Below are 24,702 nucleotides of genomic sequence, written 5' to 3'. Positions count from 1 at the left end.
TTTATTTGTTAGCATCTTACAAATTTTGTTAAGATGAAATAGTTGGTGTAGGGAAAATATTTTAGGAGCTGAATAGGGTGAAGAGATATTTTGTTAATAATCGACATAAGAAAGTACACATCACAGAATGGGGTAATAAGAAAAATCCGGTTATCTTTTGTTTACATGGATTAGGTGGCTCTAGTCTTACTTTTATAGAAGTGGCTGACAAACTAAAAGATGAGTATAGATTTGTTACATGTTTTGTGCAACTAACAAATCAGATGATGTTCACTATTGCTTTCATTTCTGCAATAACGAATTCTACAATAGATGATAGAACGTATATTTGGTATAATTGAAACATACTACTTAAAATGATGCACATGAGTTATAAAATTTATGTAAAGAGGTAAGGACTACATAACAATAACTAAATTTAAAAGTTCTAGTACATATAAGATTCAGTTCATGTTAAGCAAATTCATTATCAGAAAGGAAAAGATGTAATGAATCAAATTTCATTTGAAGATTTATTTGAAGAGGAAAAAGAAACGGTGGAGGTAGCTGAGATACCAGTACCTTTATCGCCATTGCAACAAGATATATTGGGATTATTTAATTCTGAAGAAATAAGTGCACTTGAGCTATGTGAACAATTAGTACGAGCTGGTAAAATACCCGATGAAAGATTCACTACGAATAAGCCGAAAGCATATGGACAAGTATGCTTACTATTAGAAGGTTTTGTTAAAGAAGGAAAGCTGGTTTTTGTCAAAAGTGATGAGAAAAGAGATAGGGTATATAAAGTGAAACTTTAATCAGTGGGGGGCATCCCCCACTGATTATTAGCCTACACCAATCGGGCGTTTACGGGCAGTTATTCTCCCGCCTAACTTCTTTGCTCCAGCCGAATTTTGAGGTGGGAGTCTTACTGCCCACAAATAGCGGGATAAAATGAAAGAAGAAGTTTCTAACACATAAGTTGTACAGGGTATAGTAAAGAAATAAGGATGAAGCATCATTAAGCATGTAAAGAAAAGTTAAAGTTATGTAGGGACTAGGTTTAAACGGCCTAGTCCCTTATATAAGTGGGAAATGTAAAAAAAATTTTTTGTTTGGCTTTTTCTTCGCGTTGCCATGTTATCCTTTAATAAAGCGATAAATGAAACTAAAACTTAATCACGTGAGGTTAGTTATAAATGATAAAGAAGTTTACTAGAGTAGTATTAACGGCGGTTATGCCAATATGTCTTATTACGGGTTGTGGAACTGCTGAAAAAACTGAAGCACAAGAGCCGAAAGCGGTACAAGCGGAGAAAAAGGATTATACGGATTACTCATACGGTAGCAAAGGTATATTAGTAAGCGGAAAAGCGAAAGAACGTCTACAATACGAGGTTGGATATATGGATGATAACAAGTTAATTGGAATCGATGAAACTATTGAGGACTGTATTATTTTAGATAATAAAGATGAAGCAAGCCACATTTGGAAACAAATAGAGCGCGGATCTATTATTGAAGTGCAATATGGTAAGGACCGCAAAGACATCGTAGGCGTACAATTAGTAGGAGATCGTGAGCCATACGAAATTAGTGACAAGCTAGATCGAAATACGATAAACGAGATTGTTGGACAAGTTAAAGGTAATTTGTAATAGAGGTATTTCACTAGTATATGATCTATTATCATGACATGGCGAATCGCATACATAAAAGTTTGGAATCAACGGCATTTTTAATATGAAAATGCCGTTGATTTATTTTAAAAAGTAAATGGTATTCTATAATCTTGTAGAAAAATACGTATTAAAAAATATATAAATGAATTATTCTTCTTTTAGTTGTGATGATCGCCGTAAGGTCATTGTCCAGAATAAAAGAGCACAAGTACTAACGGATGCACCTAATATACAAACTCCGTTCCATCCGTAGCTTGCATAAATGTTTGTGGAAAGAATGGCGCCTGTAGCACTGCCGATAGAATAAAAAATCATGTAACTGGCAGTGAGGCGACTTCTCGCTTCTGGACGCACTGTGAAAAGCATGCTTTGATTGGTGACATGTACAGCTTGCACAGCTAAATCTAAAAGGATAACACCGATAACTAGTAGGAATAGAGAATGGTTCATTAATTTAATTAGGAGCCATGAAAGTAATAATAAGGATAAGGCTATGCCAGTAGTTCTCTCTCCGAATCCGCGATCAGCAAGTTGTCCCGCTTTAGTAGCAGCTAATGCACCAGCAACTCCAGCAAGACCAAATGCTCCGATAGCTGTATGTGATAGATTATATGGTGCAGCACTTAGAGGTAAAACTAATGAAGTCCATAAAATACTGAATGAAGTGAAAATGAGCAATGCTAATATTCCGCGAATACGTAAGATCCTTTCTTCTACAAATAATAAGAGAACAGAACGTAATAATTTACGATAGGTCATAGCTGTTTTTTTATGTTCAAGACTAGGTAAATTACGATATAACAAACCAATTACGAAGAGCATAAGTACAGCAGAGGTAAGATAAACGGAACGCCATCCCGCTAGATCTGTTAATGTTCCGGCAAATGTACGTGCAAGTAGAATTCCTATTACGACACCACTCGTGACGAAACCTACTATTCGCCCACGGTCTTTTGGGTTAGCTAAAATGGATGCGTATGCGACGAGTGTCTGCGTAACAGTCGCAAGAATTCCGACTAAGGCCATACCTATAAAAAGTACGGTACTGGAAGGAGCGACTCCGACCACAATTAAAGCGAAAACGGATAAAAGCATTTGAACAATGATAAGTCTTTTTTGGTTTAACAAATCACCAAGTGGAACTAATAAAAGTAATCCGAGTGCATAACAAACTTGAGTAATCGTAATAACGACACCAATAGTTGAATGGTTGATCTTAAACGCATTTGATAAAGAATCAAGTAGAGGATGAGCGAAGTATATATTCGCCACAGCCATCCCGCAAGCTATTGAAAATAATAGAGTTATATAGCGGGGCATGATTGTATTGATAGGTGATTGGAACTGATCATTATTCTGTGTAAGAGCAGTTGTCATTTTTTCTTTAGCATCCATAATATCATCTCCTTTTGTTTTTAAAATAATGTACCGAACGATATGTTATTTCGTAAGTTAAATATAATCAGGGATAAGTTGCTATGTCAAGTGAATTGTAAATTAAATTCAGTTTCTTTTGACATATCATTTATAATTTAATACGATATATAATATACTGATTAGTACATAAAAACGTGATTTATAATTTAGAAAACAGGTGAAAAAAGAGGAGGGATTAAATGGCCCGACTACGTGAATTTGATAAAGAAAAAGCTTTGGATGCTGCTATGCAACTTTTTTGGGAGAAAGGATACGCTGCTACTTCATTAAGTGATCTAACTGCTAAAATGGAAATACAAAGACCGAGTTTATATGCGGCATTTGGTGATAAAGAAGGGCTATTTGAAGCTGCATTACGGAGATACACGAATTTACACGCAGCTAGCATTCGAACAAAACTTCAAAAAGAACAATCTGTAAAAGAGGCCATTCGTATATTTTTTGAAAATATGGTGGAAGAGGAATATAAAAAAGAATCAAATAAAGGCTGTTTTTGTATTAACACAATGGTTGAGATTGCCCCTCATAATGAAAAATTTGAAGTGCTGACTAGAGAACATCAAATGTATCTTTCAGTTATATTTCAAGAATTAATCGCCAAAGGCATTCAGTCTGGAGAACTGCAAAGTGATGTGAATGCTAAAGCATTGGCACAAACGCTAGTCACTTCATTAATTGGATTAACAGTGTTAATGAAATCTCGCCCAGAACGTTCAGTTGTAGATAATTCGGTATGTATCATATTATCGTTACTAAAATAAATGTAACAGAATCGTATTTCAATCAACTATGTCGATTATAGACACTTTTATTTATAAACTTTTAACTTTAAGCACTGAATTGTCTACGAAGGCAACAAGTGCTTTTTATTTTCGTGTAAATATGAGCAGGTGAATCATAATGGTTGTCTGCAATATATGAAGATTGTTGAGACATTTGTAATTAGGCATCGGATAAGAGAGGAATGAAAACACTATATAAGCCCCTTCGAAGCCCATTATAAGCACCTACCAAGTAATAAATCACTAAGAAAAAACAAAACAAAAACAACTACAAGAACAAAACAAGCGCGAAAAAATAAAACCGGCGTAGTAGTAGTTAAAAAAATTTGGAATTCAAATGCAAAAATAAACCCCTCATTCCTATATGTATATTGAAGGATTGAAATTTTCCTTTTTATGAATAAAAGGAGGTGGGAAACATATGGCGGTGTACCGTAATGTGCAGGTGAACTTTTGGCAAGATGAATTCATATTAGATTTAACGCCAGAAGAGCGTTATTTTTACATATATTTGTTAACTGGTACGAAAACGAAGCAATGTGGTATTTACATATTACCGAAGCGTTTGGCAGAGCTTGAAACTGGTTACAGTATGGAGACTGTTGAGAAGTTATTGAACCGGTTTGTGAAATACGGGAAGATTTTATATGATGCGGAAACGAAAGAGTTATTCATTATAAATTGGTTACACTATAATCCTATTTTTAATACGAACATAGAGAAATGTGTATTACGTGAGCTGAAAATGGTGAAAAGTAAAGAGTTCCTACATAAGTTTTTACGTAAATGTCTTGAAGAAGAATGCAAGATTCCGTTATTACTTCAGTATTTTGGTATGCCAGAGGAAGAGGTTAGTAGTAATTCACAACAAGCAATTATTCAAGAGAAGGAAGAGAAGGAAGAGGTAGAAAGAGTAGAGGATGCCACTTCGCATAGTGAAGTTTATAAATTTTACGAACAAAACATTAGTAGTCTATCTCCATATATCGCGAAGGAATTAAAGGAATGGATGCAAAGAGTTTCAGGAGATAAAGTACTAGAGGCACTTAAAATTGCGTTTGAACATAATAAGGGGACACTTGCTTATGTAAAGGGTATCTTGAGGAATTGGTGTAGCGAATATAGTGGAGAAAAGTGTGTAATGGGAAGTTTAGAGAGAAGGAGAAGTGTTTTGAGTAGTGTTTTTTAATTTACATAAATTTAATGCAGAATATACGTTCGTATGCGGTGGGTTGTATGCTATACTACAATTAAATAAGGGGATTTTTATAATAGATAAAAAGATGCGGGGGAACAAAGTTTGACTACTAATACATCTCAGTTGTTTCAATATATTCATATGACAGAAGAACAGGAACAATTATCATCACGTTATTTAGAAACGAGAGAAGAAGAGATTTTAAATAATATTCAACTAACGACAATTAGAGATCAAAAAAGAGGCGATTTTGCCGAGCAATTTATAAATGATTTTAGAAAAGTATATAAACAAGATCCGGATTTCTTTCGGTTATTTTACCATATACTCGAGGGACAATTATTAAATGTTCTTGTAGTACGTTTTGCACATGTAAGTTTTCCTGAAATGAAGGTTTATTTAGAAAAAAGTGCACTTCCTTTAGACAAACTTGTAGCAATTGCATGTAAATATTTATCCAGTATTTCAAGTTATGTGAATGAAGCAGATGTTTTTCTTAGAGAATTAACAAAAGAGAACCCGAACTATATAGATGAACAATTACACGCTTTACCAACTCAGCAACAATTAACATTACTTCTTGTAATATTCGATGTAGATTATGAAAAGTTTCGTACATATAGTTCTTTATTGAATGAGAGATTAGAAGAGCATGCAGAATTTATATTGAGACTACCAGGAGAAAAGGAAAAGGTTGAAGCGGTTAAACAATATATGAAAGGTAAAGATGATAGTGAAGTATTTATAGGTGGGAATTTATCAGAACATATTTGGCGATTATTATTTAGTGTTCATAAGTATTCAAATGTTGCGAGGCGATATGTTGAGATATTAGCGAAGAAAAATGTGTGGAGTTTTATAAACTATGCAACACGTTATATGTGTCACACTCTCGGCCAGCCTCAAAACTACAAAAGAACAGGTAGTGTAAATAAGAAAACATATGAAGAGATTCAAATGTTTTGTAAACAGTTTTGGGTTTCTGAGGAAAGATTCTTTGCACACCGGCTGAGGCAACATGATTTGAATAGTGAAGATTTCTGTAAGACGTATGAATATGAATTACTATGCTTCATGGTGGAAGAAAATCCTGGATTTGTTCAACGTACTTTGCATTATTTAAGTAAAATTAATTATCTCATCATCGCACGAATGTTAGCTGAAAAAGGACATGAGCTAAATAGAGGGAAAATGCGAGAAGAATTTTTTGTGGCTGCTTTGCAAATTAAATTGTCTACAGTGCGGGATACATATCGTGATTATTTAATAGGGAAAGTGTCACTTGAGGATATGAAGCAAATACTTAAAAATCCGAAATATAGAAGTATGTATTGGGGTATGCCGGTGTTAGAGGTTGTACTTCTTTGGGATGTAGATGATGTAGCGAAGAGGGAAGCTGTACTTACACTACAATTCGGAGATGATTATAGTGTGAATTTATATGAACTTCTTTACGAATGTTCTGTCAGAGGGATAGAACCGAAACAAGTATTAGAAGATCTTCTTTCGTATGGGTTAAGTAAGGAAAAGCTTATCGCTTATGCAGTTGAACAAGCTGCATGCTACAGTGAAGAGAGAAATAAGGCGAAGGAAGCGCTCGTTCATGTCATTGTAAAAGAGCAAGCATACATAATTGAACGATTTGATGAGTATTCTGCTGTGGCAAAAGCATATATTTTAGAAGAGTTAGCAAGGGATAACATGGTTAAAATGCGTCCAATTTTAATCAAAAGCTTAGGCGCTTCATCTAAAAAAATGCGTGAGTCTGTAGTTAAACTTCTTTCAAAAGATGTAGAAGCGGCAGAAGATGTAGCAGTTGAACTTAATAATAAAAAGAAAATTGTCCGTGAACATGTGATGGAAATACTTATAGATTATAAGATTGAAAAATATATGCAACTTGTACAGGAAGCTTTACAAGAAAAGAAGAATGCCCCTTTTATTGAGAAGTTTGCTCCATTACTTGAAATAGGAAAAGTAGGAGGAGATTCAAGAAATATCGAAGAACTTTGTAGTCGTATAGTAACGGAACAAAAAAGAAATGCACTTGTACAGTGGATTGGGTTTGAACCAACGATCCGTCTTCGCGATTCAAAGGAAATAGCAGACGCAACAGTTCCGTTAGCTTATATACAGCAGTATATTTCAGATTCTGTTATTGAGAAGAAAGAGGCAGCTGAAGTAATTGGTAGTACTTTAAATGAACAAGACTTGAAAGAGTATGTACAAGTAATATATCAAATATGGATTTCTCAAGATGCAGATGTGAAGAAACGGGGAATCCTTTCATTATATGGAATGTTTAGTGATGACAAAATGGTAGGCATACTTAAAAAGCAAATTGATGAATGGGTGCTTCATATGAGAGGAAAGATTGCAGCGGATGCTGTTCGCGCTCTGGGGTTGTCCTCATCTAAGCTTGCACTTGAGTCTATTCATGCGATGGCATTTAAATATAAGCATAAGTTAGTGCGTAATGCGGCAAAAGAAGCACTAAGTCTTGCTGCGAAAACACGTGGTATAACGGAAGAAGAGCTGGAAGATCAATTGGTACCAAACCTTGGTTTCAATATACGTGGTGAAAAGAAGATTGATTTTGGAAATAGATGTTTTACTGCTATTTTAACTTCAGAGTCAAAAATTGAATTAGCGACAGAAGAAGGAAAACGTATGAAGTCACTTCCAAAGCCGAATGCAAAAGATGATGTAGAAAAAGCTGAAGAAGCTAAGAAAGAGTTAACCTCTTTAAAGAAGGATCTTCGAAGTACTCTTTCCATGCAGAAACAACGTTTGGAAGCCGCGCTATCACTAAAGCGCTATTGGTCATACGATACGTGGAAGCCGGTATTTATGGAAAATCCAATTATGAAGCAATTTGCCATTTCACTTATTTGGGGTGAATATACGGAAGGAAAGTTGCTAAAAACGTTCCGATGTGCGGAGGATGATATGTTTTATTCAATGATAGGAGAGAATCATGAATTTTCATCTGGAACTGTTATCGGTTTAATTCATCCGTTAGAATTATCCGGGGCGGAAAAGGAGTTGTGGAAAGAGCAACTGACCAATTCGGGAATTGTCCAGCCATTCCTACAAATTGAACGTCCAGTGTTTGTAGTAGAGGAAAATGATGAGGTTGCTGCTGAGAGATTTGGCGGTATTTTACTAAATGGTCGCTCATTATTCGGTAAGATGACGAAACTTGGATGGACTCGCGGATCTGTTCAAGATGGCGGTGTTTATTATACGTTTTATAAAGAAGATACTCGCACTGGATTAGGGGCAGAGCTTTCATTTAGCGGAGCGCCGATTGGATATGAAGGTGAAGAAGATGTATGTGTATTTGAGATTCAATTTTATAAAGCCGGTACAGTGAACCGTGGTTCATATGAATATGACGAAATTGATGATGAGAGACGCATTGTACCAAAACAAGTAGATAAGCGCTTCTTTAGTGAAGTATTATATGATGTGCAATTAACGACCGAGTCAAATCTTGGTCATAATGAAAGCTGGCGTAGCGGACGATAAGAAAAACCCCCTTCATTGATAGGAAAATGAAGGGGGTTTTTCAATTTTTCTAAAAGGTTCTTTCACAATAGAAGCGAATAGATTGAGAGAGGAGGGATTGTATGGAAGTCGTCATAAAAAAGAAACGAAATAGGGGAAAAAGAATTTTTATTTGGTCTAGTAGTATTGTTCTTTTTTTGTTTATTTGCGCTATGATTTTTTTGAACATATATACGTTGAGTTCTATGCCAAAGATAGATGGAACGATAAAACTTGAGGATTTACAACATGCTGTTGCGGTGAAACGAGATAGTAAAGGTGTACCACATATTAAAGCGGAAAATGCGCATGATTTATATTTCTCGCAAGGGTATGTACAAGCGCAAGATCGTTTGTTTCAAATGGATTTAAGTAGAAGACAAGCTTCTGGTATGTTAAGTGAAGTTGTAGGGGAAGCAGCTGTTGATCGAGATAAATTGTTTCGAACGCTCGGTTTACGGCGAGCGGCAGAAGCATCTGTTAGTCAATATGACGGGGAAGCGAAATATGCCCTGCAGTCATTCGCGGATGGGGTGAATACTTTTATACGTGAAGCGAAGGCCGAAAAGAAATTGCCAGTGGAGTTTACTCTATTAGGTTATGAACCTGCTGAATGGTCAATCGTGGATTCTTTAACGATTGGAAAGTATATGGCGTTTGATTTAGGAGGACATTGGCACGGACAAGCATTTCGATATTGGGCGTTGAAAAATCTTCCGGAAGAGCAAGCAAATGAACTATTTCCTACATATCCGAAAGATGCACCTAGATTGCTAGCTGAACTGAAAAATACAAATGTGGACGTAGCACAAAGTTTTGCAAAAACGATCATTCCGCCTGAGTTTAACGGTAGTAATAACTGGGTCATAAGCGGTGAGAAGAGTGCGTCTGGTAAGCCAATTTTAGCAGATGATCCTCATTTATCTCTTGCGACGCCTTCTATTTGGTATCAATCGCAACTTGAAATGAAAGATTTAAATGTGAGTGGCGTTATTTTCGCAGGAGTACCAGGTGTTATATTAGGTCACAATGACAAAATAGCATGGGGCGTTACGAATACTGGTCCTGATGTGCAAGATTTATATATTGAGAAGCGAAATCCTAATAATGAAAATGAATTTTTGTATAACGATAGGTGGGAAAAAGCTACGGTTGTTGATGAATCTATTAAAGTAAAAGGCGGGAAAACAATTCCGTATAACGTGACGGTTACGAGGCATGGTCCAGTAATTTCAGAGTTTGCAGATAAAGGGAAAGAGAAAACGAAAACAGTATTCGCTTTGAAATGGACTGCTTTAGAGCCATCAGCTGAATTAAAGGCTGTATTAAATATGAATAAAGCGAAAGACTGGAATGAGTTTGAAACTGCTCTTCAAGATTTTCATACACCAACTCAAAACTTTGTGTTTGCATCAAATGACGGAACCATTGCTTACAAAGCGAATGGAAATATACCAGTACGTAAAAAAGGTGATGGTAGTTTGCCAGTGCCAGGATGGACAGATGAATATGAATGGGAAGGGTATATTCCGTTTGATCAGCTACCGAAAGTAATAAATCCAAAACAAGGGTTTATTTCAACTGCAAATAATAAAATTGTTGATGACGATTATCCATACCATATTAGTAATACGTGGGCGCAGCCGTATAGGCAAATGCGTATTCAAGAGTTTTTACAAGAGAAGGAAAAGTATACGGTGAAAGATTTAGAAGATTTACAGATGGATCAAAAAAATTTATATGGGAAAGAGTTTAGTCCTATATTGTTAAAAGAGTTAAATAAAGCATCTTTAAATGAAGTAGAGAAAGAAGGCGTAAAACAATTAACAAAGTGGAATTTTTACGATAGTAAAGATGAAGCGGCACCATTAATATTCCATTTGTTAATGAAAGAGATTTCGAATACGCTATTTTCAAAAGAAATACCGAAAGATGTGATGGAGTTATTTGAAGGGAAGTCACAAGTAGTTGATGAATTGATTCGTAAACAAGTAGCAGGAGAAAATAGCGCTTGGTTTACGAAGTACGGAGGCTTCACAGAAGTTGTACATACATCGTACGTAAATGTAATGAAGAACTTGCAGAAGGAGTATGGACCGAATGTTGGAGAATGGAAGTGGGGCGATTACCATCAACTTGCTTTTACACATCCGATTTCGAGATCATCTAGTATGTTAGCATTACTTGCATTTAATCGTGAGAAACCAGTTCCAATTGGCGGAAGCCAAGTTACCGTTCAAGCAGCAAGTTACGGAGATAACGGTATTGTCAATCACGGAGCTTCTTGGCGATTCGTTATTGATACGAAAGATATGTCAAACGGTTATCATATCGTAGGGCCAGGACAATCAGGAAACTTTAGAAGCGATTGGTATCATGATCAAATAGATGATTGGGTAAACGGAACGTATCATACGACTACACTGAATATGGAGGGAATAGAAGGGAAAGTGTTAACTTTACAGCCGAAGTGATAATATTTCCACTGATGAAAACTGTTAAATTAGAACATAACCCAGTTCTTAAATCATTTTAAAAGCCTACTATCAGTTAAATTGATAGTAGGCTTTTGTATTTTAGAGAATAAGATTCAATGATTTTATTATGACAAAACAGTAAGTGTTTTAACATTTACTTATACGATAACGGGGCTTATTTACTCTGTTACAAAAGAAACCACACAAAGCGTTCTTTTTCTTTGTTGCTCATTTTTATACACCGCATAACATTTTATTATTCAATAATTCCAATTTCTAGAGCCTTTTGAACAGCTTCTTCTTTGTTACGAACTCCTAACTTTGTATAAGCTGTGGAAGCATAGTTTCTGACCGTACCATTCGATAAATATAACCTTGATGCTATGGTAGTGTATCGAAGTCCTTTTGCTACTAACTGCAATATTTCTATCTCTCTAGCTGTTAGCTCATAAGCATTTGCTTTTGATTGTGGTGTCTCGATTTGCTCATCAAACTTCTCAAATATTTTGTGAGACATTCCCTGATCAATCAGTGTCCCACCTTTGTGAATAAGTCGGATCGTATTAGCTAGCTCCAACGTTTCAATAGATTTAAGTAGAAAACCATCCGCACCGTTGCGAAGTGATTCCAACGCCTGTTCGGTATCTTGAAAAGTTGTAAAAATCAATACACGGATATGTGGCCATTGTTGCTTAATCTTTTTGGTTGCTTCGACACCATCCATGTGCTGCATATCTAAATCCATAAGTATAACATGGGGTTGAAGGCGCCCGCACAAATCGATGGCTTGATTGCCATCCTCAGCCAAACCGACTACATTTAAATCTTCATATCTATCGAGTAGTGTCCTCAAACTTTCCCGAACAAATGGCTGATCGTCTACAATTAACAAACGAATAAGTCCATCTTTTATTTCAGTTTGTCGCGGTATGGTACATGTAACAAGCATTCCTTCCTCTGGCTTTGTATATACAGACAATTGACCTTGCAAATTCATTGCCCGTTCTTTCATCGCATTCATACCGAAGCCTTCTTGCCATTCTATATTTCCTTTTCCATTATCTTGAACTTCTAACCTCGTATATTGTTGTTCAAACTGCAATGAAACTATAATTTCAGTCCCCTGGCCATGACGTACTGCATTCGTAAGGGACTCTTGTAAGCAACGAATGAATGCGATCTTCGCTTGCCGAGATAGTTGATATTCCTCTCCGAATGTCCTAAAACTTACATTCACCTGAGCGTGCTCCTGAAATTCGGCTCCAAGATTTTGTAGAGATTGAATCAAGGAAGGGGATTGACACGGAGAATCCATTTGATGTAGGTAACCTCTCACGTCCTCAATACTTTTACGTCCCATTTCAAGCAGAGAATCTAGCCTCTGTATACCCATCTCAGTAGCAAGTTCGGTACGCAACGTTTCCATCCCCATAATAATAGAAGTATAAGCGTGACCAACTGTATCATGAAGCTCGCTCGACAGCCTGTTCCGTTCTTCTGCCAGTGTAATGCGTTCAATCTGAGACATATATTGCTCAAGTACTGCATTTTGTTTACGAATCGCTTCGTTTTGCTTATGATTGACGATTAATAAATGGAAAGCGAAGCCCATTACATAAGCAAGTCCATAGTAGGTAACCAAAATCCAATAGCTATTACTTGGTGCAACCGCATGGAAAATTCCAGTTGTTATAAAAACTGTTGTTGGAGCTGTCCAATAGTAGGACAAATGCTTACTATTCGCAGCAATCAGAAAAACCGATATAAGAAATGTCTTGTTAGCTTCCGGAAATAAAGAGGTTAAATATATACACAGTCCACCATATAGCAGTATTTCTGTGAACAAGTAATATTTGTAATTGAACAGTAAGGCTACCCATGGAATAGAGAAGGCAACAACCTCCCAAAAAATAATAATCCAAAGTGGCAATGTTAAACCATCCTGAAAATCTAATGTGATTAGGACGATAGAGACACTAACAAGTATACGGACTCCTAACATAATCCAATCGTACCAAAACCAATACTTAACCATATCTAACAAGTCATTTACCCCCTAAGTAGCCTACCTTTTTACTTCATATATTATAATTTAATCCTTCATGCCTATTATACTTTTAAATTTAAAACTGCGATACTACTCACAGATTGCAAACTTCTATCGATTTAGTTGCCGAATCATGCTACGTGTATAGCCCCCAAGTTTCTTTGTCAAACCATCTACTATTCTAATACTTATGGCGGTAAATACTATACCCATAAACATTACAAAGAGGGACTTGGCAAAAGTATCTATCTGTATGAATATAATATTCATTTCGATGTATTGATACAGTAGTGGTGCCAACAGCAACATAAGTGGCATTACATAAAAAATGATTGCACTAATGAGACTGAAAATGCCAATCACTAATTTCTGCATTAACCAAAAGACAGCAGACCAAGTACGACGATCTGTAAGCACTAATTTCACCTGAGTCCAGTTCGATGTATCTATTGTTATACTTCTATCATAAGAGTCTGTTGAAATATCTGTATAAATTTTCGTCTGTATACGCTCGAATTGGATAAAAGGTGTAGTAGTCTGTAGTACACGTATAACTAGTGGAATCCCAATTACCGTAAATGAAAGGGTGAAGCTGAATAGCAGAGCTATTAGGTAAAAACAAAAATAAAACAAGCCTGTAACGAAAGTTAGCAATAAAAAATAACCATTCTGGATGAATCTTGATTTCATAAAGTTCATCGCTCCTATCTATGTAATAACCGGATTATACTGCTTTTTTTGTCATTCTCACTAGTGTAAAAGTGTCATATGACAGTTTTAAATGATGTTAAAAAGAGGAGAGTAACCTACTTCTGGTTAAAAAAGTTGCTTTTATTAATCTCCACAAAACAATCCCTTCTTGCAGATGCAAGAAGGGATTGTTTTGTACTTTTATTTAATATGAGATGGACTTGTTTTTCGAATGTGAAAAATAATATCAAATTGCTCAAGCAATGATTTATCAAAGTATGCCGATTCGTTTGGGAAGATTTGTCCCCCTATACTTAGTAATGGTCTTTTTGCTTTAACCCATTTCTCTGCTTGTCCTTTAAGGTGACGGTTATCCAATAAAAACATGTTATATGGTACTTTTCCAAGGGTATAATTAAAACTATTTACATTTTGTGGAATATCACGTGTTGTAATCTTACCTCCAGTGGAAGGGTCATATTCGCTGTATAAGGTGAAATTCCCCTCCGTAGTTGTACTACCAATTGTGACATAATTATTGTCTAAACGTTCCTTCAAAAACTGCCCCGCAACATAAGGGTATAATTTCTCATCGATAATTCCTTTAGCTATATGAATATTGTGTCCCCATACCATCGTTTTACCACCCAATGTCTCTTGTGCCCACATTGCATGATCTGCCAAGTATTGCTCATGTAGCTTTAACATACTTGGATAGTCGCTAGGAATTAGCATTGTGGTAAATTTTTCTATTGCACTTGCCGTTGCTTTCGCCCAGATGTACTCGGGTAAAACTATTTCTGTGTTGGCTTGATTATTCTCATCTTTTAGTAATCGAGCTACTTTCTCAGCGTTTGCTTTGAACTTTTCTTTTATTTCAGGAGCAAGGTTCATATATTCCTGTGTACTTCCATTAAAAGCCGACAATTCTTTATAATTTTCTTCTACTTCTGCCAGCAAATCTGGTCGATGCAGCCTTACATAATCAATTACTTTATTAAAGCAACCTTGGTCCAATTCCTTTAAGTCGAGCCCGATAAATTGGATCTTTTTTTTATTGGATGGATCAGCATTATAATCTTTCATCCACTCAATCATGGCTATGATTTCATCAGTAGGATATAACAAGTTTAAAAATTCCCTAGGGTTTCCTTTTCCTGTTTGGATATATTCATTTAGCTTTAAGCCGTTTCCCCAATCTTCTTCCATTGTGAAATTTGTAAAACCCATCTCAGTAACCAAATATTTCACAAGTCGAAACTTCATAGTGAAAATTTCAGAGCTTCCATGAGTATTCTCTCCTAATCCTACATATTGTGCACTCCCAATCATCTTCTTAAGTGGTTTTAAATCCTCAAATGATTTTGACGGCTCTATCGTTTTTAATTGGTAAGCCTGTGATTGTATTGATTTAACTATATTTTTTTGGATTGATTGGCCTGAATTTTCGACTGCTACTGTTTGAGCCTTTCCTACTTCTACACATCCTGTGACTAATAAAGCTGTACTAACCATTGCAATTATTCTTTTCTTATTCATTTTTTTCCACCTCAATTGAATTATTTTTAAAAGCAAGATTGATTCATGTACTTGCACGAATCAATTGCCTTAATTCAATTGTTATCTATCCCATATCATATTTTCTAGTTACATATTGTCATAAGGTTAATTGACACAGGTCATATGCTAATCATTACACTTTTGTACTATCGGTTATGACAACTTATAAATAATAATTGCATGGATGAGTCGCAAGTAAAACTAGATTATGAATTTGGGAGGGATTTTAAAGATGAATGAATCTGTATACAAAAATATTTTTATTCTAAGTTGTGTCTGTAGAAATGACAAGAAGTAAATTCGATAAACAAGTGAATGAAAAGGGAAGGGCGGATTACAATGAGATTACACGCAAAATCGTTCCACAATAAAGATAAAATCCAACGTGCTAAAATAGGACTTCAACTCTTTCTGAGTATCTTAATCATTACTTCTATTATCCTAAATGTAGTAGTAATAATTACGAAAAGTATGCCGCTTATTGTGGTATATATGTTTACCCCAGCATTATCTTCTATTTTGACTCGCATAATACTGAAAGAAGGGTTTAAAGATGTATCTTTTAGTCTCGGTAACTTAAAGATATGGAAGGGGATTGGTTTTGCTCTGCTAATCCCTATGATTATTTGCGGAATTACTTATTCTATCGCCTGGTTGAGCGGAATTGCGGGGTTTCAGCATCCCGAAGGTGGTATGTTAGAACCAATCTACAATATGCTTGGACTTCAGTATGTAACGGCACCATTCAGTTTCATTTATCTAGTAGTATTGAGCGGCATTTTCGGAAGTTTGCTTGGCTTAATCCCAGCTTTGGGAGAAGAAATGGGGTGGCGAGGTTATATGCTCACAAGGCTAGTCGATGCAGAGTTTTCACGGCCCATCCTTATTAGTGGATTGATTTGGGCAACGTGGCATGTTCCAATTGTTATTGCTGGCCTATATGTAGCGGGACCATCTGTCGTTCTTTCAGTACTTGGTATCTATCTTTGTATTGTGCCATTCGGTTATATTACAGCTTATTTACGACTTATCACAGGTAGCATTTGGCCTTCGGTTATCATCCATGCTACTTGGAATGCCATTATTCAAGGACCTTTCACACGTGCAAGTACAGGATATCAAACTGAGATTTGGATTGGAGAATCTGGCTTGATAACCGCTATTATTATCTTAATTACTGCAATAATTACGTCTCGAATAGTGAATTTTACCAAATATCATAATTAGGCGGATGTTATATACAAATATAATGGAGGTGTAATCATGAATATTCAAAGATATGAAAGTAATACGAATAAAGTAAATGTAAAAGTAATACAAACAAAAAGCGAATATAGATAAAAATTTTTTGATACATTTATGAGTATAAAAATTTATTTATACGAAAAGATAGATGTGGTTAGATTATAAGAAAAAATTCAATAACTTCAATCGTGAAAAGATAAAAAAGGAGCGGAAATACGCTCCTTTTTTATTTACCTTACTATTTTTAGGAGGTTAGTATGAATAAGGTATGGATAAAGGTTGAATAGCATTTTTATTGATGAAATTTCATTAAATATTCTTGTGGAATATATGTGAAACATTGTATAGAATAAGCAAGTATGTCAAAAATTATAGGAGGAAACTTATGAAGAAAAGTAAGAGTTTAGTAAGTATTTTAGGAGTGTGTATCATGTTGTTTTCTTTTTGTTTCCAGGGAAATATACAGGCGGATGTAAATACTGTTCAATCTGGAAAAATAAAATCAGGAAACGTAACGGTATGGGAAGTAGGCAATGTAGCGAAAGTGTTAGCAGATGTAGAGCGCTTGAATTTAAATACGGTGAATGTACCTATTCAAGTAGATATTTCGGATGTAAATTCGGCTAATATGGTAATTAATCAGGCGCAAAAGAAACAAGCTATTATTTTAATTCAAGAATTATTAAAGCATAATATACAAGTTATATTGGAGCCGTTTCCGTTTATTCAGCAAGGAAATATTGGAGAAACAGAGTGGAACCCTAGTAATATTAACGATTTCTTCTGGAATTGGAAAACTGTTGTTTTACAAGATATTTTTAATTCCATTACAAGTAAGTACAATATTTATGGGCTGAAAATCGCTTCTAATTTCGTGAATATGGAATATGCAGAAGGATATTGGAATGATACGATTAATTTTGTTCGCCAGCAGTATAAAGGAAATGTTTTGTATCAAATGAACTGGTGGTTAACTGCAAGTTGGGATCCTTCTTTTGAGGCGAAATTTAAAGAGAAAATAAATCGCCCGTATTTAAAAAAGGTGGACATTGTAAGTATTGATAGTTGGTTTGAAGTTTCAGGAAAAAGAAATCCATCATACGAAGAAGTAAAACAAAGCTTATTTGCGACGACAGTATACAATCGGGGCCAAAATGTTGTTCAGCAACTTGAGACATTACATAAAACAACTGGAAAGCCAGTTTATTTTGGTGGATTTAATGTGCCAGCACGTGAACTTGGACTACAAAGCCCGTGGAACCCAGATGTTACGAATGTGTTTTCAAAAGATGTACAACTTAACGGGTGGTGTGCTTACCGAGATGTATTAGAAGCGAAGCCATATTTTAAAGGTTTTTCAATTTGGTTTATCGGATCTAATGATAGTAATCATTCATATCAAATACATAGTAAAGAAGCAGAGACAGTTATTAATGGCTGGTATCGAAAATAAATTTTATAAAATAGGTAAGTTTTAGAATCCATTACATATATTTTAGTGAAAGGCCTTTCACCATCTTATCACCTAGGGGGCAATCATAATGAAATTTTTGTCATACCTTACAGTAATACTGGTGATTCTTGGCGGTTTGAATTGGTTGTTTGTAGCGTTAGATTATAATGTAGTTGAGAAATGGTTTGGTTCTATGCCGGCGCTTGTGGATACTATTTATTGGCTCTTTGGTCTTTCAGCTATTTATCAAATTTTCGATCGGTTCTTTACGAGTAAGTAGCTATTATACTTAATTACTAGAGTGTTAAGTACGATTATGTACTTAACACTTTTTTGTATGTTTATAAAAAGCAGGGTGCACATGCAAGCGATTCCATTGCGTCTTGCACCGTAATAACGGAAAACAAATTGACCGTGTATTGTATATAGGTTATAATTCAGAAAGTTTAAAAAATAATAAAAATGAGAAATAGGGAGGTTATCTGGGTGATGGAGAGAGTGTATAATTTTTCAGCAGGACCATCTATACTCCCTTTGCCAGTTTTAGAGAAAGTGCAAAAGGAGCTTGTAAATTATAACGGGACAGGCATGTCTGTTATGGAAATGAGCCATAGATCTTCTTATTTCCAAAGTATTATTGATGAAGCAAGTAGCTTACTTCGTGAATTAATGAACATTCCTGATGAGTATGAAGTATTATTTTTACAGGGCGGTGCGTCATTACAATTTTCTATGATACCGTTAAATTTAATGAGTACGTATAAAAAAGCTGGGTACGTACTGACAGGTTCATGGTCTAAAAAGGCGCTGCAAGAAGCCGGAAAAGTAGGAGAAGTACAAGTGATTGCTTCTTCTGAAAAAGAGAAGTTTACTACGATTCCTAAAATGGATGATTTACCAAATGATGAAGAACTAGATTATGTACATATTACAACGAACAATACAATTGAGGGGACAAAATATGTGGATATTCCACATTTAGAAAGAGTGCCGCTCGTTGCGGATATGTCCTCAAATATTTTATCAGAACAATATGATGTTACGAAGTTTGGTCTCATATATGCGGGTGCGCAAAAGAATTTAGGGCCAGCGGGTTTAACGATTGTAATTATAAAAAGAGATTTAATTGGCAGTGTAAATAGTGCTTGTCCTACGATGTTAAACTATGAAACTTACAGTGAAAATAACTCCCTATATAATACACCGCCAACCTTTAGTATTTATGTAGCAAAACTTGTACTAGAGTGGTTGAAAGAACAAGGCGGGGTATCTGCGATTGAAGAACAAAATAGAATGAAATCTTCACTTCTTTACAATTTTTTAGATGAATCTAAATTGTTTACTTCACCAGTTGATCCCACGTATCGGTCACTTATGAATATTCCGTTTACAACACCGTCAGAAGAGCTTAACAATCAGTTTTTACAAAAATCGAAAGAGCGCGGTTTCGTGACGCTAAAGGGACATCGTTCAGTCGGCGGTATGCGCGCTAGTGTTTACAATGCGATGCCAACCCAAGGTGTACAAGAATTAGTAGACTATATGAAGGAATTTGAGCTTGAAAATAGATAGGGAGATGGGGATATGTTTCGTGTTCAGACGTTAAATCAAATTGCCGAAAAGGGTTTGCAAATTTTTGATGGGAATCGCTATGAAATTGGAGACAAAGTAGGTCATCCAGATGGTATTTTACTTCGCAGCTATTCTTTACATGAAGAAGAGTTTTCAGAAGATTTAAAGGCGATTGCAAGAGCTGGTGCCGGTGTAAATAATATTCCTGTTGAGCGTTGTACGGAAAAAGGGATTGTAGTATTTAATACGCCAGGGGCTAATGCGAATGCAGTGAAGGAACTTATTATCGCAAGCCTTATTATGTCTTCCCGTAATATTATAAATGGAGTGAGCTGGACGAAAGAGTTGGATGGAGAAGAAGTACCACAGCTTGTTGAAGCAGGGAAAAAGCAATTCGTTGGATCAGAAATTGCAGGGAAACGTTTAGGTGTTATCGGTCTTGGCGCAATTGGTGCTTTAGTTGCAAATGATGCGTTATCTTTAGGGATGGACGTTGTTGGCTACGACCCGTATATATCAGTTGAAACAGCATGGCGTCTTTCTACGCAAGTACAAAGAGCGTTTAGCCTAGATGAAATTTTTGCAACGTGTGATTATATTACACTTCATATTCCTCTTACGAACCAAACGAAGGGGATTATTGGTGAACACGCTATAGAGACGATGAAAAAAGGAATGCGTCTATTCAATTTCTCAAGAGGAGAACTTGTAGATGAAAATGCTCTTCAAAAGGCGTTAGAAGAAGATATTATTACACATTACGTAACAGATTTTCCGAATGAAAATGTGATAAAGATGAAAAATGTAACAGCAACTCCTCACCTTGGTGCATCTACGTCTGAATCTGAAGAAAATTGTGCAGTAATGGCTGCACGTCAATTACGTGAGTATTTAGAGACAGGTAATATTCGTAATTCAGTAAACTATCCAAACGTAGAGCTTCCGTACATTGGAAAAAAACGAATTACAATTATGCATCAAAACGTTCCGAACATGGTAGGACAAATTACAGGATGTTTAGCAGAACATCATATTAATATTGCGGATATGATTAATCGTAGTAAACATTCTTGGGCGTACACAATGATTGATATTGATAACGGAATTGATGATATAATGAAAGAGAATATTGTGGAAAATATAAGTAAAATCACAGGTGTTGTAGCCGTTCGAATGATTGTGTAAAGGAGAGAGAAACTTGGCAAAAATCCGACCGTTTCGTGCTATTCGTCCAGTAGAAGGAAAAGCAGCACAAGTAGCAGCTTTACCGTATGACGTATTAAATAGTGAAGAGGCAAGAGAGGTTGTAAAAGGGAATCCATATTCTTTCTTACACGTTGATAAAGCAGAAATTGATTTAGACCCGGCACTTTCACCGTACGATGATCGCGTATATGAACAAGCGGGTGAAAATTTAAAGCAATTTATACAAGAAGAAGTGTTCGTTCAAGATGAGGAGCCAGCGCTTTACATTTATGAACTGACGATGCAAGGAAGAACGCAGTCAGGCCTTGTCGTTTGTACATCGATTGACGAGTATGAAGATGATACAATTAAAAAACATGAAAGAACGCGTCATGAAAAAGAACTTGATCGTATTCGCCACGTAGATGTGTGTGACGCAAATACGGGGCCAATCTTTTTAACGTATCGTACAAAAGAAGAAGTGAAACGTTTCATTGCAAACTGGAAAGAAGAACATGCGCCAATCTTTACATTTACAGCAGAAGATGGCGTTAGGCATGTTGCGTGGAAGATTGCAGATGAAGAAGTAATTGCCACTTTAGTAAATGCATTTGAAGATATTCATAACTTGTACATTGCAGATGGACATCACCGCTCTGCATCAGCTGCAAAAGTAGGGCTAATGCGAAGAGAGCAATATCCGAATTACACAGGAGAAGAGGAATTCAATTTCTTCCTATCTGTTTTATTCCCTCATGATGAATTATCAATTTGGGACTATAACCGTGTTGTGAAAGATTTAAATGGCTTATCAGTAGAGCAATTTTTAAAGCAAGTTGCGCAATATTTTTATGTGGAAGAAGCAGGGGTTTCACCGTATAAACCAAATGAGCCAAAAACATTTGGAATGTATGTAAACGAGAAGTGGTATAAGCTCACTGTGAAAGAGGAAACATTTGATGCGAATGATCTCGTTAAAGGTTTAGATGTATCTATTCTGCAAGATCATTTATTAAGCCAAGTACTTGAAATACATGATCCACGATCTGATTCACGCATTGATTTTGTCGGAGGAATCCGCGGATTAGAAGAATTAGAACGCCTTGTAAATAGCGGTGAATATAAAGCAGCGTTTTCATTATATCCGACATCAATGGAAGCTTTATTATCAATCGCAGACGCAGGGGAAGTTATGCCGCCAAAATCAACGTGGTTTGAACCGAAACTGCGCAGTGGGTTGTTTGTTCATTCGCTAAAGTAAATATAGACTTCTACAGTTTGGAAAAACCGAAATGATTTTTAATTTCGGTTTTTCTTTTGTAACAAATGGAATGTCAGTTTAATTAATTGTGGACTGTTTTTGAGGAGGGGTATGGATGAAATTGTAAGTAGGCGAAAAAATCACCTTTGAACGAACGTTTACAAAAGAAGATGTTGTTTTATTTACAGAAGTATCTAAAGATGAAGGTGTTCATCATGTTACACCAGATGAGCAGGGGAGATTTGTTGTACAAGGGCTGTTAACATCAACGCTGCCTACAAAAATTGGCGGTGACTATAACGTACTAGCTCGCAAGATGGATTTTGAATTTTTACGTCCTGTTTTTAGCGGTGATACAATTCGTTGTGACGTAACTATTGAACAATTTGAACCCGATGAAAAACATCGCACAAAAATTATTGCGATGTTTATATGTAGAAATCAAGTTGAAAAAGAAGTTATGAAGGGGAGTTTTTCGGGGATTATTCTTTAGTTAGTAGGAAAAGTAATGAATAGGTGGGGGGGGCACATGCCTCTCGGGCTTAGATTTTTAATTCCACCATAACGAAAGTTTTATGCATTGCTGAATACTGATAATAAGACGTTATGTAATATACTCTGTTCTTTTCTTAACTAATAGAAGAATAGTTGAATAAGCTTGTCAATAAAAAGGACATTCCCAGTATTACAAGAAATGTCCTTTCCACTAAATTATAGGATATTTTGCTAAAATTCAAACTCTAAAATTAGTTTACTGGTTTGACCTGTAAACTGATAATTATAGGACCCTCTCAGATTTTCTAAGTCACCAGTAGCTTTAATAATTGTTCCTGGGGAATCTAGATTTCCTTTATCAAATATTCCTTGCTCTATAGCTGTAAATGTCCCTTGTTGCCCCTTATAAATTCCTTCAAAGTGTAAAAATCCAGAAATTTTAGCAGTAGCCAAGTGACCATCATTTATATTTGAGTCTAAATAATATAATAAGTATTCAACAAAAGCTTTTCCTTTTAATTCACCATCAATATCATATTCAACGTGGGCAATATTAATAGGGAAATCTTTTCTAGTATCATCGATTAGTTTTTCATCCCATTTACTTACTGTAAATGTTACTTCCATACACGTAATCCCCCTTTATCATTAGATAAGTAATCTCCATATCATTTAAAAAGTACCAATTCACAGTCATATCTCATAAGAGTGTTTTTATTTATTTGAGTCCTGCCATATCGCTATCAAGCTAACAAAAAATACTCCCAAAAATGAAAAAATACGCTATTCTTCCTGTAGGATCAGGGAAACATAATAATAAAACTTATGGCTATACTTATTTCAAGTTTCACTTTATTCCACGCCACTCTCTAAAATAGAGAAAGCCCCATTTTTACAATCAATTTCTGCCAACGCGCCGTAAGGTAAAATAAACTTCGGCTCGGTATGGCCAAAATTTAAATTATAAAGAATCGGCAAATCTTCTAAGTTATGTTCTTTCATAACTTTCAGTATTTCGTGTTTATATTCTTCATAATACTTTTCGTCTTTTGGTTTACCAAAAATGATGCCTTTTGCTTTTTGCAGAATGCCTTGCGCTGCGTAATTTCGTAACCAATACTTTATATAACTTGGTTCTGGATGATCTTCAGAGGTTTCAAAGAAAAGGATACTATTCGCCCAATGTTTTTTCTCAGGCCAAAGTTCCGTTCCTTTTGCAAATTCCAGTACTTCTATACAACCACCAATTAAACGCCCTTGTACAGTGATAGAGCCTTGAAGTAGCTCATATCCGTTGTTTTGTTGCATTGTACGCCTTTTATCTTTATTTATCTCTATCCATTCTAAACGCTCACTCGTCCATTCATGAGTTGGTTGAATCTCGCCAATATTCTCATTTGAAAAGAGAGTTCGATTTACCATTTCAATTGTATATGGATCCATCTCTACATTTTCGGAAAAATCGGTTAAAATTGCTGGACCGTAAAAAGAGGAAACTCCTGCTTTATGACAAAACAAATGTGAAACGGTATCGTCAGAGTAGCCCATAAAGATTTTCGGATTTTCGCGTATAACATTAAAATCTATATAAGGAAGTAAACGGATGCTATCTTCACCGCCAATATTCGCAATAATTGCTTTCACGCGCGTATCTTTAAATGCTGTCATTAAATCTTCCGCACGAGCCTCTGGGTTGTTATAAATGAATTCGCTACCTTTTAAACTATTTGGCATGGGGACAACCTTAAGACCGAAGACGTCTTCTAATCTTTTTACTCCTTGCTCATATCGCCATCTTAGCTTAGAATCACCAGCACCTCCCCATGAAGAACTTACTGTTGCCACAATATCTCCTGGCTGTAATCTTTTTGGTTTCATTAACATATTAATTCCGCTCCTACATAATGTAATTAACTACGACTATACAAACCGTAGAGTTGAAGAACATAGTACATGACATTTAATTTCGCCACCATTAACAAATACACCTGCTGTTATTTATGAATCTAACACTATTGCTGAATATAGGAATAAGATACAATAAATCTTTTTATCAAACTTTATATTTAAAAATCACAGTATGCATC

At 35.7% G+C, this 24,702-nt stretch carries 19 protein-coding genes and 1 pseudogene; 14 read left to right on the top strand and 6 right to left on the bottom strand.

Going from position 1 to position 24,702, the window contains the following annotated elements; genetic code table 11:
• Window positions 1–77 precede the first annotated feature (77 nt).
• The 3 genes and pseudogenes from DET63_RS30510 to DET63_RS03740 all read left to right on the top strand — a co-directional run.
• Window positions 78–239 (top strand): annotated as a pseudogene (locus DET63_RS30510) (alpha/beta fold hydrolase); the annotation flags it as partial.
• 249 nt (window positions 240–488) lie between these two features.
• The gene (locus DET63_RS03745) at window positions 489–800 is read left to right on the top strand and encodes a DUF3895 domain-containing protein (protein WP_002190151.1); all 312 of its coding nucleotides are present in this window, start codon (window positions 489–491) and stop codon (window positions 798–800) included.
• A 381-nt stretch (window positions 801–1,181) separates the two neighbouring features.
• Window positions 1,182–1,640, top strand: coding sequence for a hypothetical protein (locus DET63_RS03740; RefSeq protein WP_113935895.1), 459 nt, complete (start codon window positions 1,182–1,184; stop codon window positions 1,638–1,640).
• 171 nt (window positions 1,641–1,811) lie between these two features.
• Here DET63_RS03740 and DET63_RS03735 read toward each other — a convergent pair whose 3' ends face one another.
• A complete protein-coding gene (locus DET63_RS03735; protein WP_113935894.1) occupies window positions 1,812–3,059 on the bottom strand; it encodes an MFS transporter in 1,248 nt (415 codons plus the stop codon).
• Between the two features lie 221 nt (window positions 3,060–3,280).
• Here DET63_RS03735 and DET63_RS03730 point away from each other — a divergent pair, with 221 nt between their 5' ends.
• The 4 genes from DET63_RS03730 (at window position 3,281) to DET63_RS03710 (ending at window position 11,104) form a co-directional block, all read left to right on the top strand.
• Window positions 3,281–3,862, top strand: coding sequence for a TetR/AcrR family transcriptional regulator (locus DET63_RS03730; RefSeq protein ID WP_002137227.1), 582 nt, complete (start codon window positions 3,281–3,283; stop codon window positions 3,860–3,862).
• Between the two features lie 442 nt (window positions 3,863–4,304).
• Complete coding sequence (locus DET63_RS03720; protein WP_113935893.1) at window positions 4,305–5,072, top strand: DnaD domain-containing protein; 768 nt, start codon at window positions 4,305–4,307, stop codon at window positions 5,070–5,072.
• Window positions 5,073–5,183: 111 nt separating this feature from the next.
• Window positions 5,184–8,612 (top strand): DUF4132 domain-containing protein, encoded by a 3,429-nt coding sequence (locus DET63_RS03715; RefSeq protein ID WP_113935892.1) that lies wholly within the window; start codon window positions 5,184–5,186, stop codon window positions 8,610–8,612.
• 101 nt (window positions 8,613–8,713) lie between these two features.
• Entirely contained in the window at window positions 8,714–11,104 is a 2,391-nt protein-coding gene (locus DET63_RS03710; protein ID WP_113935891.1) for a penicillin acylase family protein, read from the top strand.
• A 259-nt stretch (window positions 11,105–11,363) separates the two neighbouring features.
• Here DET63_RS03710 and DET63_RS03705 read toward each other — a convergent pair whose 3' ends face one another.
• The 3 genes from DET63_RS03705 to DET63_RS03695 all read right to left on the bottom strand — a co-directional run bounded on the left by DET63_RS03705 (window position 11,364) and on the right by DET63_RS03695 (window position 15,383).
• Window positions 11,364–13,151 (bottom strand): helix-turn-helix transcriptional regulator, encoded by a 1,788-nt coding sequence (locus DET63_RS03705; RefSeq protein WP_113935890.1) that lies wholly within the window; start codon window positions 13,149–13,151, stop codon window positions 11,364–11,366.
• Window positions 13,152–13,265: 114 nt separating this feature from the next.
• A complete protein-coding gene (locus DET63_RS03700; RefSeq protein WP_098780070.1) occupies window positions 13,266–13,844 on the bottom strand; it encodes a sensor domain-containing protein in 579 nt (192 codons plus the stop codon).
• 201 nt (window positions 13,845–14,045) lie between these two features.
• On the bottom strand, window positions 14,046–15,383 hold the full coding sequence (locus tag DET63_RS03695) for an erythromycin esterase family protein (RefSeq protein WP_113935889.1): 1,338 nt from the start codon (window positions 15,381–15,383) through the stop codon (window positions 14,046–14,048).
• 360 nt (window positions 15,384–15,743) lie between these two features.
• Between DET63_RS03695 and DET63_RS03690 the strand changes: the two genes are divergently transcribed.
• From DET63_RS03690 to DET63_RS03660, 7 genes are all read left to right on the top strand, one after another.
• Window positions 15,744–16,631: a type II CAAX endopeptidase family protein gene (locus DET63_RS03690; protein ID WP_113935888.1), complete on the top strand. Its 888-nt coding sequence runs from the start codon at window positions 15,744–15,746 to the stop codon at window positions 16,629–16,631.
• Window positions 16,632–17,034: 403 nt separating this feature from the next.
• On the top strand, window positions 17,035–18,102 hold the full coding sequence (locus DET63_RS03685; RefSeq protein WP_113935887.1) for a glycoside hydrolase family 113: 1,068 nt from the start codon (window positions 17,035–17,037) through the stop codon (window positions 18,100–18,102).
• Window positions 18,103–18,190: 88 nt separating this feature from the next.
• The gene (locus tag DET63_RS03680) at window positions 18,191–18,382 is read left to right on the top strand and encodes a DUF378 domain-containing protein (RefSeq protein WP_002084566.1); all 192 of its coding nucleotides are present in this window, start codon (window positions 18,191–18,193) and stop codon (window positions 18,380–18,382) included.
• 209 nt (window positions 18,383–18,591) lie between these two features.
• Window positions 18,592–19,674 (top strand): 3-phosphoserine/phosphohydroxythreonine transaminase, encoded by a 1,083-nt coding sequence (gene serC, locus DET63_RS03675; protein WP_002137211.1) that lies wholly within the window; start codon window positions 18,592–18,594, stop codon window positions 19,672–19,674.
• A gap of 12 nt (window positions 19,675–19,686) precedes the next feature.
• Complete coding sequence (locus DET63_RS03670; protein ID WP_002066179.1) at window positions 19,687–20,859, top strand: 3-phosphoglycerate dehydrogenase family protein; 1,173 nt, start codon at window positions 19,687–19,689, stop codon at window positions 20,857–20,859.
• A 13-nt stretch (window positions 20,860–20,872) separates the two neighbouring features.
• A complete protein-coding gene (locus tag DET63_RS03665) occupies window positions 20,873–22,120 on the top strand; it encodes a DUF1015 domain-containing protein (RefSeq protein ID WP_113935886.1) in 1,248 nt (415 codons plus the stop codon).
• A gap of 139 nt (window positions 22,121–22,259) precedes the next feature.
• Window positions 22,260–22,613: a hotdog family protein gene (locus DET63_RS03660; protein ID WP_235661780.1), complete on the top strand. Its 354-nt coding sequence runs from the start codon at window positions 22,260–22,262 to the stop codon at window positions 22,611–22,613.
• Between the two features lie 233 nt (window positions 22,614–22,846).
• Here DET63_RS03660 and DET63_RS03655 read toward each other — a convergent pair whose 3' ends face one another.
• Window positions 22,847–23,242, bottom strand: a complete 396-nt coding sequence (locus DET63_RS03655; protein ID WP_113935885.1) for a DUF3224 domain-containing protein — start codon at window positions 23,240–23,242, stop codon at window positions 22,847–22,849.
• 225 nt (window positions 23,243–23,467) lie between these two features.
• Window positions 23,468–24,499 (bottom strand): S66 family peptidase, encoded by a 1,032-nt coding sequence (locus tag DET63_RS03650; RefSeq protein WP_113935884.1) that lies wholly within the window; start codon window positions 24,497–24,499, stop codon window positions 23,468–23,470.
• Window positions 24,500–24,702 lie beyond the last annotated feature (203 nt).

This window comes from Bacillus sp. DB-2 (assembly GCF_003315125.1).
Taxonomy (GTDB): domain Bacteria; phylum Bacillota; class Bacilli; order Bacillales; family Bacillaceae_G; genus Bacillus_A; species Bacillus_A mycoides.
The sequence above is the reverse complement of the archived record's forward strand: the minus strand, read 5'-3'. Positions and strand labels throughout refer to the sequence as shown.